An 18,523-nucleotide genomic window follows, 5' to 3' on the forward strand; every position below is an offset into this window, starting at 1 on the left:
GGCGTAGAAGCACAAAAGCCTCCCGAAGGAGGCCTCTGTGCCGGGGGAGGAGAGGGGTTCCCCCGATCGGGATGATCAGCTATGGGACGGCGGATAGTCCAGGTCACCGGACGAGTATTGGCCTGATGCCTTGGCTTGTGCCAGTTCGGCTCGCACTTGGGCGTGGGTCAGTTCGCTAGTTTGGCCCGAGATCTGGACGGGGTAATCTTGTTCGCCGTAGGTCACGATGCCGGCGGCTTTGGCTTGTGCCAGTTCTTCCTGGACTTGGCTGCGGCTGACGTTCGTGGTGTCTGCCGTGACCGTTGGGGGATAGTCCAAGTCACCAAAGCTGTATTGGCCAGAGGCCTTGGCCTGGGCCAATTCGGCTTGTACTTGTGCGCGAGTCAGCGATTGCGAACTCGTATCCGCGGCTTGGGCTCCGGTGATGACACCCAAGGATAGCAAGAGGGTAGTAGCGAGGGTCTTCATGGCAGATCTCCAGTTTTGTCTTGGGATCTCGACCCCTGCGTTTAATTTCGAGGGGGTCGATTGTTTCCCGTTGAAGACATTCTGTGCCTGTTGGAGATTAGGATAAACCCTTATTTTTGGAAAAAATAATTCCAAATAAACAAATAATCCGTCTGTTTCCGTGACAACGGGTTGGTTTTTACCCCTAATAGAGGGTCGGCGCAGGGGCCGTGCGCCTAGCCGTGCTTAGCGCTGTAGCGCGTCTTCGGCGTCCTGCAAGTCGGCTTGTGCTTCTTCGAGTTTGCGTTGAGCTTTGGTGATTTTGTCTTGTTTGCCCTTGCTGCGTGCCTCGGCGAGCTCTTCTTCGCGTTCCTGGACTTCTTCTTTGCGCTCGTCGATGGCTTGCAGCCGATCTTTGCGCAGGGACTCATCCGTGCAGGAGTCGCGGGCTTCGGACAGGGCGCGACGCAGACCGGCTTCGCGTCGAGTATTGCCATTGGCCTGCGCGGCCGCAATGTCGTTTTCGATGTGGCAGAATTTTGCCGCGCAACTACGCAATGTGCTGCATTCTTGAATGGCGGGAGGTGCCGCTTGGACGGTCAGGGTCGGCGTAATCAGGATAGCCGCAGCGAGCAATTGATGGCGTAGGGGTAGGGCGAGCATGGCGACTCCTGAAGGTGGGTGCCCTCTCCCAGGGCGTTAAATCAGTGTACCGGCTAACGCAGCTGCGATGAGCAGGGCACCGGTCCAGAGATTGGCGCGAAACAGCATCAGGCTGCGGGCTGGTCGTTGCAGATCAAAGATATACAGCTGCCAGGCCAAGTGAGCCGCGACGACGGCGATACCGACTTGGTAGGCCCAGCCCAGGCCGATGTCATAGCCGCCCCAGGCCCACAAGGCAATCGTTGCGATATAAAAGCCGCTGACCCATTCCTTGCCACGATCGCCAAACCGCAATGCCGTGGAGCGCAGTCCAAGTTGCCGGTCGTCTCGCACGTCGATATAGGCGTAGATGCTGTCGTAGCCGACCTGCCACAGGACAGCGCCCAGCCACATCGCGATGCCGCCCCAGGGCAAGGTGTTTTGCGTATCCGACCAGGCCATCAGCATGCCCCAGTTAAAGCAGATGCCCAGCACGACTTGCGGCCAGTAGGTGACGCGTTTGCACAAAGGATAGATGAAGACAAACGGCAGCACCGCGACGGCCAGCCAGCGGCTCATGTCGTTGATGAAAAACAGCAGCGAGCCGCAGACGAGCAATTGGCCCAGTAAGAACCAGACCGCCTGGCGCATGCTGAGTTGCCCGCTGGTCAGCGGCCGGAAACGCGTGCGTTCGACGTGCTTGTCGATGTCGCGGTCGCACATATCGTTGACCGTGCAACCGATCCCGCGCATCAGTAGCGCACCGAGCGAAAACACGATCAATCGGCCCAGATCGGGCAAGCCACCCGCGGCCTGGATCAGGGCCGCGATGCAGGGCAGCAGTGTCAGCCAGGTGCCGATGGGTCGATCCAGGCGGCACAGGCGCGCATACGGGCGCCATGACCGCGGCAGCCAGTGTTCGACCCAGTCGTTGAAGACGATGTCGTTGAGATCGGGGGAGGAGGGTTGCGGCGCGCTCACCATAATGACAGTACGACGGGTAGGCGTGGATGTGAAAGGGGGATTGGGCGGCGGATCGTCCGCCACCCAGAAGAGGTCAAGCGTGCTGCTTTATCAGCTTGCCCAGGATGGCCATGCCTGATTTGATGCTGGCTTCGGGGACGGTGACAAAGCTCAGACGCAGGGTGTTGGTCTGGGGTGTGCCCGCGTAGAAAGGTTTGCCGGGGACAAAGGCCACGTTTTGTTCAATGGCCTGGGCCAGTAGCTGGGTGCTGTCGATGTGCTCGGGCAGGGTGACCCACAAGAACATGCCGCCTTCGGGTTTGGTCCAACTGACCGTGTCGGGGAATTCGTGCGCAAGGGCATCGAGCATGCAGCGGCCTTGTACGCGATAGATTTCGCGCACGATGGGCAGGTGTGCTTCGAGGAAACCGTCTTTCACTGCCTCGTAGACCGCCATTTGGGTCAGCGTGGGCGTGTGCAGGTCGGTGGCTTGCTTGGCTTGTACGAGCTTGTCGATGATGCTGCGGTGTGCCGCGATATAGCCCAGGCGCAGGCCCGGGGCCAGCACTTTCGAGAACGTACCCAGACGAATCACATTCGCGCCGCATGCGCTACCTAAGGCCAGCAGGCCGGGTTGCGGCTCGCCCGCGTAGCGCAGCTCACCGTAGGGGTCGTCCTCGACGATAGGCAGGCCGAATTCGGCAGCCTTTTGAACCAGCGCCATGCGGCGTTCCAGGCTCAGGGTGCGGCCCGTGGGATTCTGGAAATTGGGTAGCGCGTACAGAAACCGCGCGTCTGCGGCCAGTTCGGGGGTGATGGCCTCGGGAATCAGCCCACCCTCGTCAGTCGCGATCGGCACGTAGGTGGGTTGGTAAAGGCTGAAGGATTGCAGTGCGCCCAGATAGCTGGGGTCTTCGACCAGCACCTTGCTGCCTTCGTCGATCAGGACTTTGCCCAGCAGGTCCAGGGCCTGTTGCGAACCCGAGACGATCAAGATTTGATCGGGGGTGACGTCGGCGCCGTTACGATTCAGGTCTTCGGCGACCCATTTGCGCAGCGGTGCGTAGCCTTCGGTCGGCCCGTATTGCAAGGCAGACCGGCCATTTTCAACCAATACCTTGTCGAACGCCGCTCGTACGACTTCTACCGGAAAACCGCTGGGGGCCGGTAGGCCTCCTGCAAAAGAAATCACTTCGGGCCGTTCGGTGACCTTGAGGATTTCGCGGATGGCAGAGCTGGTGAGCTGTTGGGCGCGTTGGGAGAACGTGCACACGGGTTTGAAAGGCTGGTCCATGGGAAGCTTTGGCTGAAAGAACGGAAACAAGAATAAATATTGTCCCACAACGCCAGGGGAGAGACCCTGGTGCGGGGTGGTGGCTCTAAAATCAGTTCGTTAGAAAGTCACCTGTACAGTTACATTCATGTTCACCTCTACCGATTTGCCTACCCACGACAAGCCCCGCTTCTATGCCGAGTTGGCCGGCCAGGCTCGCGCGTTGTTGACCGATGAAACCGATCGCATCGCGAATGCTGCCAATTTCGCCGCGTTGGCCTACCAGGCCTTGCCACGCATTAATTGGGCGGGCTTTTATTTCTATAACGGCGAAGAGCTGGTGCTAGGGCCTTTCCAGGGCAAGCCAGCTTGCGTGCGTATCGCCCTGAACCGCGGTGTGTGCGGGTTGGCGGCCAGTCAGCGCCAGACTCAGGTCGTGGCCGATGTGCAGGCTTTCCCGGGGCATATCGCTTGCGATGCGGCGTCGCGCTCCGAAGTCGTGGTGCCGCTTGTGCTCAATGGTGAGTTGCTGGGCGTGTGGGACGTGGATAGTCCCGAGCCGGGACGTTTCGATGACGAAGACCGCCAAGGCATGGAGTCGCTATGCGCTGTTTTCCTGGAGAGTCTGGGTTGACGCGGGTGGGATGCGTCGGTTGAAGGCCGTGCCGGTCGGATGTTCCAGAGGGTGTGGCGACAGTCGGTGGCCCGACGTACGTGCGCGAATTCGTCACTGCACGCACAGGTTTATCATATTGCTATGATGCGGCCATCCCGAATGTCCCCGGAGCGGACTGCTAAATGGCGCATACTTTTGAATCGCTGACGGCGTGGCAGGTGATGCTGGCAGGCCTAGTGTTTTTCGGCGGCATTTATCTGTTGTTTGGCATAGCGACCTGGTTGCTGACACGCTATGTATTGCCGGCGTTGGGGTGGGGCGGTGTGCTGGATACACGCCCTCTGGTGCCAGGGCAGTTGCGCCGCGAGTTGACGCAATCGAGCGTGTCGATCCTGATCTTTGGTTTGGGCATGATCTTTCCCTGGGGCTTGTTGCAACTGGGGTGGGCGCATCTGGATCCCGATGCGGGCGGCTGGCAGATATTTCTGGAGATCCTGGTCCTCGTGGCCTGGAACGATGTGCACTTCTGGGTTAACCACCGGTTGCTGCACACCCGGTTGCTGCGACGCTTTCATTTGCCGCACCATCGTTCGGTGGTGACGACTCCGTTTTCGACTTATAGCTTTCATCCACTTGAAGCGCTGATGCTGGGCAATGTGATTTTGCTGCCCATGGTGTTGCACGATTTCAGCTTCTGGTCGCTGTTTTCGGTGCCGTTGTTCAGCTTGTTTTTTAACTGTGTGGGACACGCCAACTACGATTTTTTCCCACGCGTGTCATATGCGCACTGGTTTGCCGCCAGCCGCCGGCATCATCTGCATCATGCTTGCTACAACGGCAATTATGGATTCCAGTTCACGTTCATGGATCGGCTGTTTCGTACGCGTTTGCCGGCGGATGCGGCATCGGCCCAGTTAGCGATGGCGGGGCGACGCGGTGGTGTCGAGCGTAGCGTCTAACGCGATGTCGAGACCGACAGCGCGACGAGGGTGGCTCGCTTTGCGCAATGCGCGCGATGTGCAAAGCCTGGTTTATATGGCGGCATTGCCCGCGTTAGCCGCCTGGCAGTGGGTCTATGGCCTGAATGGGTTTTTATACGGCCTGATGTTGTTCCTGACATTGGGTATTGGCGTCGTCCATCACAACCATACGCACTTGCGCATGTGGCGCGGTCGCTGGACGAACCGCGCCACCGATATGACGCTGACGCTGCTGCAAGGCCATCCCACATTTGTGTTTTTTCCTGCCCATGCGGGAAATCATCATCGCTATCAGCATGGGCCGCGTGATCTGGCGCGTACTTATCGCTATGGTGGCGATACGAATCATCTTGCTGGCTATTTGCTGCACCCGTTTCAGGCGGCATGGACGTTGTATCCCTTGTTCTGGCGCTGGCTGGGTCGTTTGCGCCGATACCATCCCGGGGCCTTGCGGTATTGTCTGTGGCAGTACGCGGCGTGGCTGAGCTTGTGGGGGGGATTGTTGGTGCTCAATCCGGTCAAGGCGCTGGTGTTCGTGATCGTGCCTCAATTGCACGGGCTGCATTGGTTGCTGGCGACGAATTATCTGCAGCATGCCCACACCGATGGGGGGCCACAGCGTCTTGCGGCGTTAAGCTATGCACGCAATTTCGAGGGTTTGGTGAATCCATTGCTGTTCAACATTGGATTGCACACGGCGCATCATGAACATGGCCGGGCGCATTGGTCGGCACTGACGCAGTTGCACAAACAGCATTATCGTCACCGCGTAGATCGGAGGTTGATCGAGCGTGGGTTGGTGCCGTATATGTTGCGCGTCTTTGGGATGGCGTTGATTTGGCCGCGCTATCGCAGTCGTTCGCTGATGCAGCCAGAACATATTCACTAAAAATTGGGGATTTCCTTTATGCCTGTCGCCTTTGATCGCGTTTTCCTGGAAAGCGCCGGCTATTTCATGCCGGGCGAGCCCGTGACCAACGAGGAGATGGATCGGTATATCGCGCCGTTGAATCGCATATCGGGCCGTATCAAACAGCGCATCCTGGCTGAAAACGGCATTAAGCAGCGCTACTACGCCATTGACGACGCGGGCAATACGCGTTGGACGAACGCGGCCCAGGCGGCGCAGGCGATCAGTGATTGCTTGCGTCGACAAGACCGTGGCTTGGCGGAGGTATCGCTGCTGACTTGCGGTTCGTCCGGGGGCGATGCTTTGATGCCCGGCTTTGCCAACATGATTCAAGGTGAGTTGGCGGCGCCGCCGATGGAAACGTTGTCGGTACACGGCATCTGCGCGGCCGGCGTATCCGCGATCCAGGCGGCGGCGCAAGGAATTGAGCTGGGTGCGCATCATCGGGCGCTGGCCGTGGCCAGTGAGATGCCTTCGCGCTTATTCAAGCGTTCACGCTTTGCGGCACGTGATTATGACGCGGATTTTGATTCGCACTTTCTGCGGTGGATGTTGTCCGACGGCGCTGGCGCCGTGTTGCTGGGTAATAGCGGCGCTGCCTTGCCGGGCGCTTCGTCCGGTGTGCGATTGCGCCTGAAGTGGGTACATCAGCGCGCGTTCTCGGGAGACTATCCTGTCTGCATGCAGCTGGGCTTGCCGGCCGAGGGCGGGCAGGGGCATTTGGATTACGCGTCGTGGACCGAAGCCGAGGCGGCCGGGGCGCTGTCGTTACGGCAGAACATCCGTTTGTTGCCACATTTGTTCGACATCGGTATTCACGAGTACGTGACCCTGGTGCGCGATGGCTGGGTGGATCCTGAGCGCGTGGATCATTTCCTGTGCCATTACTCGTCAGAGAAATTTATACCCGTCGTTGCGGACTTGATGGAAAAGGCCGGGCTCGAGATTCCTCGCGAGCGCTGGTTCAGCAATCTGGCCTGGCGTGGAAATACGGGGGCAGCCTCGATCCTGATCATGCTGGCGGAGTTTCTCGAAACCCACACGTTGACCCCCGGACAGCAGGTGTTTTGCTATATCCCGGAATCGGGCCGCTTCATGACGGCGTATATGTTGTTGGAGGCAGAGGCGGTGGATACGCCATTGTCCGCCTGCGCGTCAACGGTGAGTCTTGGGGCAGTGAGTCCGGCATCGACGGCGTACGCCGCCGCGCGATTTAGCGATGACGCGCAGACCATTGCGCCGCCGCATGATCCCGACCAAGCGCCGCAGGGGCTGGGGCCGTTGCTGACCGAGCTGGCATCGATTTGGCATGACTACCGCTCGCGTGTCTGGCGCACGCCGGTAGTGCGACGCTTGCGCGACCGCCGCTTTGTGACGGCGGACTATCTGAACTGGATGGAGCACTGGATTCCCCAGGTGCGCGAGGGCAGCAAATGGATGCGTGAAGGCGCTGCGTCGCTTGGCGAGACCTATCAGACGTTGGCGGATTTGATTAGCGTGCATGCCGGCGAAGAACAGGACGATTTTCAGATTCTGTTTCGGGACTATCGCAATGCGGGCGGGTCGGTATCCAATATTGATGCGCTGCGCCGTAACCCCGGCGGTGAGGCGCTGAACGCGTATCTGCATGCGTTGGCGGCGACGAAGGACCCCGTTGGTTTGCTCGGCGCCATCTACATTATCGAGGGCACGGGGCAGCGCATCGTGCCGGCCTTGTTGCCGCTCTTGAAGGATAGCCTGGACTTGCCTCCCGATCGATTCCGGTTCCTCGAGTATCACGGGCATAATGACGAGCACCATTTGGCGCGATGGCTGATGGCCGTCGAGCTCGTACTGGACGCAGATGATCGCGGATTGGCCGAGCGCCGTATTGTCGATACTGCACGCCGTACCGCAGCCCTATATCTGATGCAATTCCATCACGTGATGGAGGTTGAGTAATCGTGAATCCTCGCACCCCCGAGTTTTTGACGCGCGAGCATGATCCGGCAGACCCCAGCCCTTGGCTGGCCTTGTATCTGGATCGCAGTACGCCGCTGCCCGATGCGGTGAAAGAGGCGTGGTTGGCGGATTCCAGCTGCAAGTCGCGACAGTACTTGCTGCCTTTTTTACGGCCCCTGGCGCGTGCGTTCATTATCCTGATCCAGGTCATCAAGACGTTTTTGCCGCGCAGATGGTCGCATTCGAAATTGCTGCATCGGGTCCTGGCATGGGGGTTGGAGCACTTTGTTTCGCCCGAGGCGAATTGGCTGATCTTGCGTCATTTTCATTTGGGTGCACAGGTGTTGTCGTTCATCGCGCGTAACGCGCCGGTGCCGGTATCGACGACGCCGCTCGAGCCGATGAGGATTTCGGATCTGAGGGACGAAATGTTCGTCAAACATGATCTGAATTTATTCAATTTCGTGATTCGTCTGAATAGTGCGTTGCGAGAAGCGGGCGTCGAAATGCACGCACCGGAGACAGTCGATTTTTCGATGATCCGTGATCCCGGCCTGAGCCTGGCGGATATGCCGCAGCGCAAACGTAATTTTCTGGATTTGCAAAGCGCGATCGAGTTGTTCACGCCGCTGTATCAGTTGATGTTGACCGACAATGATTTTTGGCGTGCTGCCAATTCGCTGCAGCTCGATGAAACGGTTGGGATCTATACCGCCCAGATTCTAGAGGCGCCACAACATCTGATTCTGGTGAACAACAAACACCCATTGGTGCCGCTGTCGACGCTGCGAGCCGGCTATCGTCTGGTGTTGCATGGCTTGTCGACCGAGATGCTGCACAGCCTCTTGATGCAATTCAAAAGCGAATCGATGGCGGCGTCGAAAACCCCAACGCAAACACAACCGGCCACACCACCCGAGACGACCGAACCGCCCCCGCCACCCTCGGTCTGATCGGCCCTGTGCGTGATAGGATAGCCAAGCCCATTTGCTGCCACCTCCCCAAGTTTCCCCTATGCCTGAAACCCTTGAACTTCTCGCCACGATTTTGTTCGCGGTGGCGGTTATCCATACTTTTTCGGTGCCGATTTTTGCGCGTCTGGCGCATCGCAATGGGCCGCATGCGGGGATATGGCATCTGTTGTCCGAGGTCGAGGCGGTATTCGGCGTCTGGGCGTTTGTACTGATCGTCTGTATGGCGCTGGTCAGTGGCAATGCGACGGCCATGCAGTACATGGATACGCGCAATTTCACTGAACCGCTTTTCGTGTTCGCGATCATGGTGGTGGCGGCCAGTCGACCCATTTTGGAACTGGTGGGCTTGATTGTGCGAGGGATGGCTCGCTTGTTGCCTCTGCAGCGCGAAGTCGCGACCTTTTTTGTCGTGATGGCGGCGGTGCCGCTGATGGGCTCGTTTATCACCGAGCCGGCAGCCATGACGCTGGCGGCCATCTTGTTGCGAGATGGTTATTTTCGGCGCGGCGGGAATACGGGCTTCAAGTATCTGACGCTGGGCGTGTTGTTTGTCAATGTGTCGATCGGTGGGGTCTTGACGGCCTACGCGGCGCCGCCCGTGTTGATGGTGGCGTCCACCTTTGGCTGGGATTCGGCCTACATGGCGATGCATTTTGGCTGGCGTGCGGCAATTGCTGTTGTCATCAATGCGGCGGCACTGACCTGGATTTGCCGCCACGCGTTGGCTGGGCACATCGTTGGCACGGGCGATGGGGTAAATGCCGACGAGGACGAACCCCCCAGACGCGGGCCCGTCCCCTGTCTGATTATCCTGGTGCATTTGGCGTGCCTGGTCGGTGTCGTGATGGCGGCGCATCACCCCGCCGTCTTTCTGGGCCTGATGATGATGTTCATCGGCTTTGTGCATGCTTATCGACGCCATCAAGATCGTCTGTTGATTCGCGAAGGCTTGATGGTGGGCTTTTTCCTGGCGGGCCTGGTGGTGTTGGGCGGCTTGCAGAAATGGTGGCTGCAAGATCTGCTGGGAGGCCTGGAGCCCAATGTGTTGTTCTGGGGCGCGACCGCCCTGACGGCGGTGACCGACAATGCGGCGCTGACCTATCTGGGGTCGCTGGTCGAGGGGTCGACCCCCGCATGGCATTACATGCTGGTGGCAGGCGCGGTGACGGGCGGCGGTTTGACGGTGATTGCCAATGCGCCTAATCCGGCGGGTTATGCGATTTTGCGGCCGTTTTTCCCCGACGAAGCGATATCGGCGGGCAGGTTGTTTTTGTCCGCCCTGGTGCCTACCCTGGTGGCCGCCGGCATGTTCCTGCTGCCCCTGGGACGGTAGTCAGGCAGCGAGCTCCAGCGCCCGGCACTGCCTGAGCAGGAAAAAAAGCTAAAATTCAAGACTTTCCCGTATTGGATCCGGCGCCGCCTGGTCGCTGCCCGCTCGTTTGGGTGGTGAAACGGCGGTTTTTGATGCGCCGGTTACCTGGAAACTCCCGATCATGCCTATCTACGCTTACAAATGCAGTGCTTGTGGCCATGCCCAAGACGTGTTGCAAAAAATGTCCGATGCCCCGCTGTCGGTTTGTCCCGAGTGCGGCCAGAGCACGTATTCCAAGCAGGTCACTGCGGCTGGCTTTCAATTGAAGGGATCCGGCTGGTACGTTACCGATTTTCGCAATAATGGGTCGAGTGGCACCGCCAAGTCCGACGGTGGCTCGTCGGCGTCCAGCCCGGACACGGCGAAGACCGCCACGCCCGCGGCGAGCGATAGCTCGGCCAAATCGGCCACACCGGCCGCCGCGCCCCCCCCGGCGCCTGCCGTTTCGTCCTGATATCCAAAAAGGCAGACGGCATGCGCGTCATCAAGAAGTATTTCGTCACCGGGTTGCTGATCTGGACTCCCCTGGCTATTACTCTCTGGGTGCTGGGGCTGCTGATCGCGACGCTTGAGGGCCTGGTACCGAGCTTCTTGTCGTCGCAATCCTTATTTGGTATCTATATCCCGGGTTTCCGGTTTGCGCTGGTGATCGCGGTCGTGTTGTTGACCGGAGTATTTGCTGCCAATCTGCTGGGACGTACGTTGCTCGTACAGTGGGAGTCGCTGCTGGGGCGTATCCCGCTGGTGCGTTCCATCTACAATTCGGTCAAGCAGGTCAGCGATACGGTGCTGGCGCCCAATGGCCAGGCATTTCGCCAGGCGGTGCTGGTGCAGTATCCGCGGGCCGGCTCCTGGACCATCGCATTCCTGACGGGCGTGCCCAGTGGTGAGGTCGCGAGCTACCTGCCGGGAGATCACGTCAGTGTGTACGTCCCGACCACACCGAATCCCACGTCGGGGTTCTTTTTAATGATGCCTCGCGACCACGTCATCGAACTGCAGATGAGCGTGGACGCTGCCCTGAAGTACATCGTTTCCATGGGCGTTGTGGCGCCGCCGGGCCAGCCGGCCCCGGCAGTCACCCCCGTTCCGACGGCTCCGGCCGCCGATTCGTAACATTTTACGCTGACACACAGCACCTAGGAGTCATCCCGCAATGCGTACCTGCTACACCGGCGAGGTTTGCCGTGACCATCTCGGCCAGACTGTCACCCTCTTCGGCTGGGTGAACCGCCGCCGCGATCACGGTGGGGTCATCTTTATCGACCTGCGCGACCGCGCGGGGCTGGCCCAGATCGTTTTCGATCCGGATAATGCCGCCTTTGCCACCGCCGAGCGCCTGCGTAACGAATTCTGCATCCGCGTGACTGGCCTGGTGCGCCTGCGTCCCGAAGGCACGACCAATGAGGGTCTGGCTTCGGGCGAGATCGAGGTGCTGTGCCAGGATCTCGAGATCCTGAATGCGTCGGTCACGCCGCCGTTCCAGCTCGACGACGACAATCTGTCCGAGACGACCCGTTTGACGCATCGCGTGCTGGATCTGCGTCGTCCGCAGATGCAGCGCAACCTGATGCTGCGTTACCGCGTGTCGATCGAGGTGCGCAAGTTCCTGGACCAGTTGGGCTTTATCGATATCGAAACTCCCATGCTGACCAAGAGCACGCCTGAAGGCGCGCGCGATTATCTGGTGCCCTCGCGTGTGAACGCCGGCCACTTCTTTGCGTTGCCGCAGTCGCCGCAGCTGTTCAAGCAGATGCTGATGGTGTCGGGGTTTGATCGCTACTACCAGATCACCAAATGCTTCCGCGACGAAGACCTACGTGCTGATCGTCAGCCCGAGTTCACCCAGATCGATTGCGAAACGTCGTTTCTGAACGAACTCGAAATCCGCGAGATCTTTGAAAACATGATCCGTCATGTATTCAAGACGGTGCAAGACGTCGAACTGCCGTCGCCGTTCCCGATCATGAGCTGGACCGAGGCCATGCAGCGTTACGGTTCGGACAAACCCGATCTGCGCGTGAATCTCGAGTTCACCGATGTGACCGATGTCATGCGTGATGTCGAGTTCAAGGTTTTTGCCGCCGCGACCGCGCCGGGCAACCGCGTGGTGGCTTTGCGCGTGCCCGGTGGCGCTGAGTTGTCCCGTAGCGAAATCGATGCATACACGAAGTTCGTGGGCATCTATGGCGCCAAGGGCCTGGCCTATATCAAGGTCAACGCTACCGCCAAGGGCCGTGACGGCCTGCAGTCGCCCATCGTTAAAAACCTGCATGATGCCGCCTTGACCGAGCTGGTCAAGCGCACCAATGCGCAAGACGGCGACATTATTTTCTTTGGCGCTGACACCGTCAAAGTGGTCAACGATGCGATCGGTGCCTTGCGCGTGAAGATCGGCCACAGCGAGTTCGGTAAAAAGACGGGGCTGGTATCTCCCGGCTGGAAGCCCCTGTGGGTGGTCGATTTTCCGATGTTCGAATACGACGAGGAAGACGGCCGTTACACCGCTGCTCACCACCCGTTCACCAGCCCCAAGGACGGTCACGAGGACTTTCTTGAGTCTGATCCCAGCAAGGCGTTCGCCAAGGCCTACGACATGGTGCTCAACGGCTGGGAAATCGGGGGTGGTTCTGTCCGTATTCACCGCGAAGAAGTCCAGAGCAAGGTCTTCCGTGCGCTGAAAATCGGCGCCGAAGAGGCCCGCGAGAAGTTCGGTTTCTTGCTCGATGCGCTGCAATATGGCGCGCCGCCACATGGGGGTATCGCCTTTGGCCTGGATCGTATTGTCACGATGATGACTGGTGCGGAGTCCATTCGCGATGTGATCGCTTTCCCTAAGACTCAACGTGCGCAATGCCTGCTGACGCAAGCCCCGTCCGAGGTCGATGAAAAGCAATTGCGCGAGTTGCATATCCGCCTGCGCAATGTCGAAGTGAAATGAAGTAATCTGCGGGCAGAGGGCGGCGCGGGTCTGTTGCAGACTGGTGCGTCGCCTACCCGCTACCCAGGATAACAAGGGCAGCTTCGGCTGCCCTTGTCCGCCGCATAAAAAGGCGCCATTCGGTTCATGTCGCTTATCCGCATTGTCAGCTACAACATCCACAAGGGACGCTCGTCCCTCGGTCGTCGTGCATCTCTGAATGAATTGCGCCTTGGGCTGTATGGTTTGCGCCCCGATCTGGTGTTCCTGCAAGAGGTCCAGGGCCGCAATGAGCAGCGTTCGATGCTGGATGCTCAGCACGAGTCTCTGGCCGCGGCACTCCATCTCAATGTCGCTTATGGCTGCAACGCCATCCGCGATCATACCGATCACGGCAATGCCTTGCTGTCGCGCTATCCGATTGTGGAGCACGAGAATCAGGACATTTCCGATCATCGACTCGAGCAGCGTGGCCTGCTGCATGCGCGCGTTCGGATTGAGGATCATGATGTGCACTGCTTTGTGGTCCACCTGGGTCTGTTTGCTGTCAGTCGTGGCCGACAGATTTCCGCACTGATCGAACGCATCGCCCGATCAGTGCCGGACGGACAACCCATGTTGATTGCGGGTGACTTTAATGATTGGGGTGATCGCCTGGCGCCGTTGTTTGTGCAACAGTTGGGCCTGAGCGAGGTCTTTGCCAATGCGCCGCGCAGCCATGGCGGGGAATTACCTCGCTTGCGCGATTCGGTGCGACGGCTTGGCAACGCGTTGCGTGGTCTGCCGAATGGCCTGTCGGTACAGGAGCGCGTCAACCAGTTGGGTATGGATGGCGCCTATTGCCCCTTGCCTCCACCGCGTACGTTTCCCGCTGTATTTCCCTGGTTCCGGCTGGATCGGATCTACCAGCGCGGGTTTGCGGTGCGCAGCGCGCGCGTATTGCGGGGCCGCGAGTGGGCGCGCTTATCCGACCATGCTCCCTTGCTGACGGAGCTTGAGTTGCCGTGAAGGCCGATATCGTCAGGCTCGACTGGACCGATGACAACGCCGTCGAGCTCCTGCAGAATGGCGCTGATTTCTTTCCCGCGCTTTGCCAGGGGATCGATGACGCGCGCGTGAGCGTGCACCTGGAAACGTATATTTTTCAGCCTGATCGCACGGGCGAACAGGTATTGCAGAGCCTGGAGCGCGCCGCGCGCCGTGATGTGAAAGTCCGCGTGGTGATCGACGGCTTTGGAAGCGCGGATACGGCAAATGGCGTGCGTGATCGTATCGTGGCCGCGGGCGGATATTGTCGGGTCTACCGTCCCGAGCCGCCTTGGTATGGGCGCCTGGCGCTGTCGCGGAATCGGCTACGTCGCCTGCATCGCAAGGTGGTGGTAGTCGATGGAGACGTCGCTTTTGTTGGCGGCATCAACGTGGTGGATGATTATGATGATCTGGATCCTAAGGACGACATCCCGGCACCGCGCTTTGATTTTGCGGTAAAGGTACGCGGGCCGTTGGTGGCGTATGCGGTGCATGCACAAGACTTACTATGGGTGCGTCTGAGTTGGGCCAAGCTACGACGCCATCCGCGCGATTGGCGGCGTATGCAGTTAAGTCTGCCGAGGCGCCCCCCTAGCGAGCGGGCCGGGACCCAGCGTGCCGCGCTGGTGCTGCGCGATAACCTGCGTTATCGGCAGACGATCGAGCGGGCGTACTTGTACGGTATCGAGCATGCGCAGCGCGACATCCTGATTGCCAATGCGTATTTCTTTCCGGGGCGCCAGCTTCGCAAAGCATTGTGGCGTGCGGCAGCACGTGGCGTGAGGGTGCGTTTGCTGCTGCAAGGCAAGATCGAATATCACATGCAGTACTGCGCGACGCGTTCGCTCTATAACCGGCTACTGTTGGGCGGTATCGAGATTTACGAGTACGTGCCCAGCTATTTGCATGCCAAGGTCGCGGTGATCGATGGCATTGCGACCGTGGGCTCGTCCAACCTGGATCCGTTTAGCCTGTTGCTCGCGCGTGAGGCAAACGTGGTGGTCGATGACGTGTCCTTTGCCCATGAGTTGCAGCAGCGACTGGAGACCGCCATCGACGAGGGGGGACGATTGGTGTGCGCCGAGGATTACCAGCGGCGCGGTTGGTGGAACCGCTGTATCGATGCGGTGGCGTATGCCTTGCTGCGCATCGGTGTGGCCCTGACGGGACGTTCGAGCGAATACTGAATGGGGCTCTGGTGGCAGCGCTGCTACGTGGCTAGGGGGTCGACTTTTGAGTCGCTGGCCGGCGACGAATCAATCCCAGTGCCAGTGCAGTACCGATCAGAATAACCGTGGCGCCCGCCAGGATTTGCGGAGTGAGCGTTTCGTCGAGGAACCAGGCACCCCACAGAACGCCAAAAAGCGGCACCAGAAAGGTGACGCTGACCGCTCCGGTGGGGCCAACGCTGGCAATCAAACGAAAGAGCATCAGATAGGCGAGGCCGGTGCAGGCGATGGCCAGCGTGATAGTGGCCGACCACGCCTGCCAGGAAACAGCCTGGCTTGGCCAGGTGGCGATGGCCAGCGGCGCCAGGACCAGGGCGGCGCTGATCATGCTGCCCGTGGTCGCGGATAACGGGTCGATTGTGCTCAGAAAACGTTTGGTCCAGTTGGCAGCGATGCCGTAGAACATCGGGGCGGCGATGAGCGCCAGCACGGCGGGGCCGTCTCCGCCGCTGCTAAAGTCCAGCTTGTCCCACGACAGTACAAAGATGCCCAGAAAGGCGATGGCCAGTCCGATGGTGCGCATGAGGGGCAAGCGGTCTTTGAGCCATAGCCAGCCGATGATGGCGCCCCATACAGGCGTGACGGCATTGGATACCGACATGAACCCCGCACCCAGCGACTGAGCGGCGTAAGCGTACAACAAGAAGGGGATAGCGGAATTCAGCGCGCCGACGACGAAGATGGCTTTCCAGTGGCGCGCGATGACGGGGAGCTTGCCGCGCAGCAGCGCGACGGGCAGCAACATAAGGGCAGCCAGCCCGACGCGCAGCTCCATGAGCGGCCCCGGTCCGAACTCGGGTACGGCTATGCGCATGAACAGAAAAGATCCGCCCCATACCGCCGCCAATAGCAGGAGGTCCATCAAGTCGCGACGGGGCATGAGGCAGGTTTCCGGTTAGGCTTTGCGTGGCGTGGCGCGGGAAATGACGTTCTTCATTTTGACGCGGTGCGCCAGGTAAGCGCAGCACAGCGCCAATAGTGTACAGATGATCAGACCAATCCGCACGCCTTCGAGGACGGAGCTGCGTGCAATGGCGATACCCACTAACGCGGTGCCCGTCGCGCTGCCGATGGCGCGGGTAGTCTGGACCAGCGCCGAGGCGACACCGACGTCGCGGCGCTCGCTGAGCATTTGCATGAAGAGCGTCAAATTAGTCAGCAGAAAACCCAGCGCGCAGCCCGTGACGAAGAACGCCAGCAAGATCCATATGGTTGAGGTTCCTTTGCCGAACGTCAATATCATTAATGACCCTACGGCCAGCAGGAGGCCACCGAACACCATCAGGCGCTGCGGCTCGTTTTGCCTGGGAAACAAGTGTCCGTTGATAATGCTGCCGATAGGAATCGCGGCCACCAAGGGTGTCAACAGCAGGCCGGCTTCGCTGGGGGTGTAGCCCATTTCTGTTTGCAGCAGCAGGGGGCTATAGAAAATCAGCACGAACATCACTGCACCCACCGCCAAGGCCGCTACGTTGAGCAACTGGGGTTCGCGCTTGGCGATCACGCGCAGCGGAAAAATGGGCGACGCGATGCGACGTTCGTACGGCACCAGCAGCGCAATGGCGGCGATGCCCGCCAATGCCAGGCATATGGCGATCACCGGATGGGCGTGTTCGCCGGGGGCAAAACCGAGTTCCATCGCGGCCAAGGGGGCACTGACGGCGATGATCAACAGCAGGCTGCCGAGCCAGTCGATGCGTTGTTTGTCCGTTGAGGCATGGAGCGGCCGGATATGCGGGAAATAGCGCGCCAACATGAACAGGGCGACGATTGCCGCGACCGGGGCAATGAAGAAGGCGGCACGCCAGCCGAAAGCCTGGGTGGCAGCACCACCGAGCAAGGGCCCGACTCCGCTAGCCATTGCAAAGGCTGCCGAAACCAGTGCCAACCAGCGCACGCGCTCTTTGGCGTCGGGAAAGAGATCCGCTGGGGCCGCAAAGGCCGTGGCGATCATCATCCCGCCTCCAATCCCTTGTAGCGTCCGGAAAACGATCAGTTGCAACATCGATTGCGACAAGCCACAGGCGATGGATCCCAGGGCGATGATGGAGACCGACAATAGCATTAGCGGCTTGCGTCCGAACATGTCGCCCAACCGGCCAAAGATCAGAATCGACGCCGCCGTCGCCAATAAGTAACCGGTACCGACCCAGGCATAAAGCGCCATGCCGTTCAGGGCTTCGGCCACACGGGGTAATGTCGTACTGACAATCGTGGAATCAAAGGCGGCCAGCACGACGGTGGCGGCGACACCCAGCATCGCTTTCAGGAGGTCACGCTTACTGCGGAGAGGTTCGGCGGGAATGTCGGTGGGGGGTTCGGGAACGGCCGTAGCGGGCGTATTCATGGCGCCGAGGATATTGTTGATCGATCAATCATTGATTGTAACCCGCGCATATTTCGACCAAGGTCAAGCACTGTCAAATTCGGCTTGATCACGAGACAGGAGGGGCCCTGGGGTTATTTGAATAGGGCGTGATATCCCACAATGACGATCACGACAGCGGCCACTGCGAGCCACGACCAGCGCGACGAGGTTAGACCCCGGGAGGGCTCTTCGGGCTCAGGGGGCGGGGCCACGCGCGGCACCTTTGCCATCTGGTCGATAAAGGCGGTAAAGAATTTTTCTACGAGTTTTCCACCCGCCTTGATCAAGGCTTGCTCACCGACCTTGCCGAGTGTGCCACCCGCCATCGCGGCAACGGTATAGGCGAGCCGGGTGCCATCGTCTTTGGGGGATAACGTGATCTGGGCGGTGCCGATGGCCAGGCTGGAGGTTTGGCTCTTGCCCTCGAAGGCCAGCGAGAAGCTATGCGGCGGCTTTAGCTCGGAAAGCAAAATCTCCCCTTCGTACTGGGCTTGCACGCCCCCTACGTTGGCACGCATGGATAATGCGTACTCTGTTGGGGACTGGCGCTCGAGCTTGATACACCCGGGCAAGCATTTCTGCAGCACTTCAGGATCCATCAGGGCGTCCCAAGTTTGGTGCTGCGTAGACGGAATCCATTGAGCATCGGCTAGGCGCATGGCTGTCTCCTTGGTCTGCTTTGGAATTCATTGTGGACCAGCATGTCCGGCTTGTCATCTATTACGCGACCAATACGTCCCACGAGGCCACTGTGTAACCACTTTATAATTTAATTATATGTATCGTACGCGTACATTTAGATACTTTTCAAGGGGCTTAAACCCAATATAACCAACGGCTAGCATTGGGCGTGGCCTGC

General features: G+C 59.5%; 18 protein-coding genes. 11 read left to right on the forward strand and 7 right to left on the reverse strand.

Annotated features, from left to right (window positions below; translation table 11 throughout):
• Positions 1 to 75: 75 nt before the first annotated feature.
• The 4 genes from ACYVDM_RS02580 to ACYVDM_RS02595 form a co-directional block, all read right to left on the reverse strand.
• Positions 76 to 468 carry a DUF4148 domain-containing protein gene (locus tag ACYVDM_RS02580; protein ID WP_415791116.1) on the reverse strand — a complete coding sequence of 131 codons (393 nt, stop codon included), beginning with the start codon at positions 466 to 468 and terminating at the stop codon, positions 76 to 78.
• A gap of 225 nt (positions 469 to 693) precedes the next feature.
• Entirely contained in the window at positions 694 to 1,110 is a 417-nt protein-coding gene (locus ACYVDM_RS02585; protein ID WP_415791115.1) for a DUF1090 domain-containing protein, read from the reverse strand.
• 36 nt (positions 1,111 to 1,146) lie between these two features.
• A complete protein-coding gene (gene ubiA, locus ACYVDM_RS02590; protein ID WP_415791452.1) occupies positions 1,147 to 2,070 on the reverse strand; it encodes a 4-hydroxybenzoate octaprenyltransferase in 924 nt (307 codons plus the stop codon).
• A 76-nt stretch (positions 2,071 to 2,146) separates the two neighbouring features.
• Positions 2,147 to 3,346, reverse strand: a complete 1,200-nt coding sequence (locus ACYVDM_RS02595) for an aminotransferase-like domain-containing protein (RefSeq protein WP_415791113.1) — start codon at positions 3,344 to 3,346, stop codon at positions 2,147 to 2,149.
• A 127-nt stretch (positions 3,347 to 3,473) separates the two neighbouring features.
• Here ACYVDM_RS02595 and ACYVDM_RS02600 point away from each other — a divergent pair, with 127 nt between their 5' ends.
• From ACYVDM_RS02600 to clsB, 11 genes are all read left to right on the forward strand, one after another.
• A complete protein-coding gene (locus ACYVDM_RS02600) occupies positions 3,474 to 3,959 on the forward strand; it encodes a GAF domain-containing protein (protein WP_415791111.1) in 486 nt (161 codons plus the stop codon).
• 164 nt (positions 3,960 to 4,123) lie between these two features.
• Complete coding sequence (locus ACYVDM_RS02605) at positions 4,124 to 4,900, forward strand: sterol desaturase family protein (protein ID WP_415791109.1); 777 nt, start codon at positions 4,124 to 4,126, stop codon at positions 4,898 to 4,900.
• Positions 4,901 to 4,904: 4 nt separating this feature from the next.
• A complete protein-coding gene (locus ACYVDM_RS02610; RefSeq protein ID WP_415791108.1) occupies positions 4,905 to 5,810 on the forward strand; it encodes a fatty acid desaturase in 906 nt (301 codons plus the stop codon).
• 18 nt (positions 5,811 to 5,828) lie between these two features.
• Complete coding sequence (locus ACYVDM_RS02615) at positions 5,829 to 7,772, forward strand: iron-containing redox enzyme family protein (protein ID WP_415791107.1); 1,944 nt, start codon at positions 5,829 to 5,831, stop codon at positions 7,770 to 7,772.
• 2 nt (positions 7,773 to 7,774) lie between these two features.
• On the forward strand, positions 7,775 to 8,725 hold the full coding sequence (locus ACYVDM_RS02620; protein ID WP_415791105.1) for a DUF6999 family protein: 951 nt from the start codon (positions 7,775 to 7,777) through the stop codon (positions 8,723 to 8,725).
• A gap of 61 nt (positions 8,726 to 8,786) precedes the next feature.
• Positions 8,787 to 10,079: a putative Na+/H+ antiporter gene (locus ACYVDM_RS02625; protein WP_415791103.1), complete on the forward strand. Its 1,293-nt coding sequence runs from the start codon at positions 8,787 to 8,789 to the stop codon at positions 10,077 to 10,079.
• Positions 10,080 to 10,239: 160 nt separating this feature from the next.
• The gene (locus ACYVDM_RS02630) at positions 10,240 to 10,572 is read left to right on the forward strand and encodes an FmdB family zinc ribbon protein (RefSeq protein WP_415791101.1); all 333 of its coding nucleotides are present in this window, start codon (positions 10,240 to 10,242) and stop codon (positions 10,570 to 10,572) included.
• 20 nt (positions 10,573 to 10,592) lie between these two features.
• A complete protein-coding gene (locus ACYVDM_RS02635; RefSeq protein ID WP_415791099.1) occupies positions 10,593 to 11,234 on the forward strand; it encodes a DUF502 domain-containing protein in 642 nt (213 codons plus the stop codon).
• 40 nt (positions 11,235 to 11,274) lie between these two features.
• Positions 11,275 to 13,059: an aspartate--tRNA ligase gene (gene aspS / locus ACYVDM_RS02640; protein WP_415791097.1), complete on the forward strand. Its 1,785-nt coding sequence runs from the start codon at positions 11,275 to 11,277 to the stop codon at positions 13,057 to 13,059.
• Positions 13,060 to 13,185: 126 nt separating this feature from the next.
• A complete protein-coding gene (locus ACYVDM_RS02645; protein ID WP_415791095.1) occupies positions 13,186 to 14,046 on the forward strand; it encodes an endonuclease/exonuclease/phosphatase family protein in 861 nt (286 codons plus the stop codon).
• The gene (clsB, locus tag ACYVDM_RS02650; protein ID WP_415791093.1) at positions 14,043 to 15,254 is read left to right on the forward strand and encodes a cardiolipin synthase ClsB; all 1,212 of its coding nucleotides are present in this window, start codon (positions 14,043 to 14,045) and stop codon (positions 15,252 to 15,254) included. Before ACYVDM_RS02645 ends, clsB begins: the two co-directional genes overlap by 4 nt.
• Before the next feature lie 31 nt (positions 15,255 to 15,285).
• On the opposite strand, the gene ACYVDM_RS02655 is transcribed toward clsB, so the two are convergent.
• The 3 genes from ACYVDM_RS02655 to ACYVDM_RS02665 form a co-directional block, all read right to left on the reverse strand.
• Positions 15,286 to 16,176: a DMT family transporter gene (locus ACYVDM_RS02655; RefSeq protein WP_415791091.1), complete on the reverse strand. Its 891-nt coding sequence runs from the start codon at positions 16,174 to 16,176 to the stop codon at positions 15,286 to 15,288.
• Between the two features lie 15 nt (positions 16,177 to 16,191).
• On the reverse strand, positions 16,192 to 17,643 hold the full coding sequence (locus ACYVDM_RS02660) for an MFS transporter (protein ID WP_415791089.1): 1,452 nt from the start codon (positions 17,641 to 17,643) through the stop codon (positions 16,192 to 16,194).
• A gap of 113 nt (positions 17,644 to 17,756) precedes the next feature.
• A complete protein-coding gene (locus ACYVDM_RS02665; protein ID WP_415791087.1) occupies positions 17,757 to 18,323 on the reverse strand; it encodes an SRPBCC family protein in 567 nt (188 codons plus the stop codon).
• Positions 18,324 to 18,523: the final 200 nt, after the last annotated feature.

The sequence above is a fragment of the Bordetella tumulicola genome, assembly GCF_054779135.1.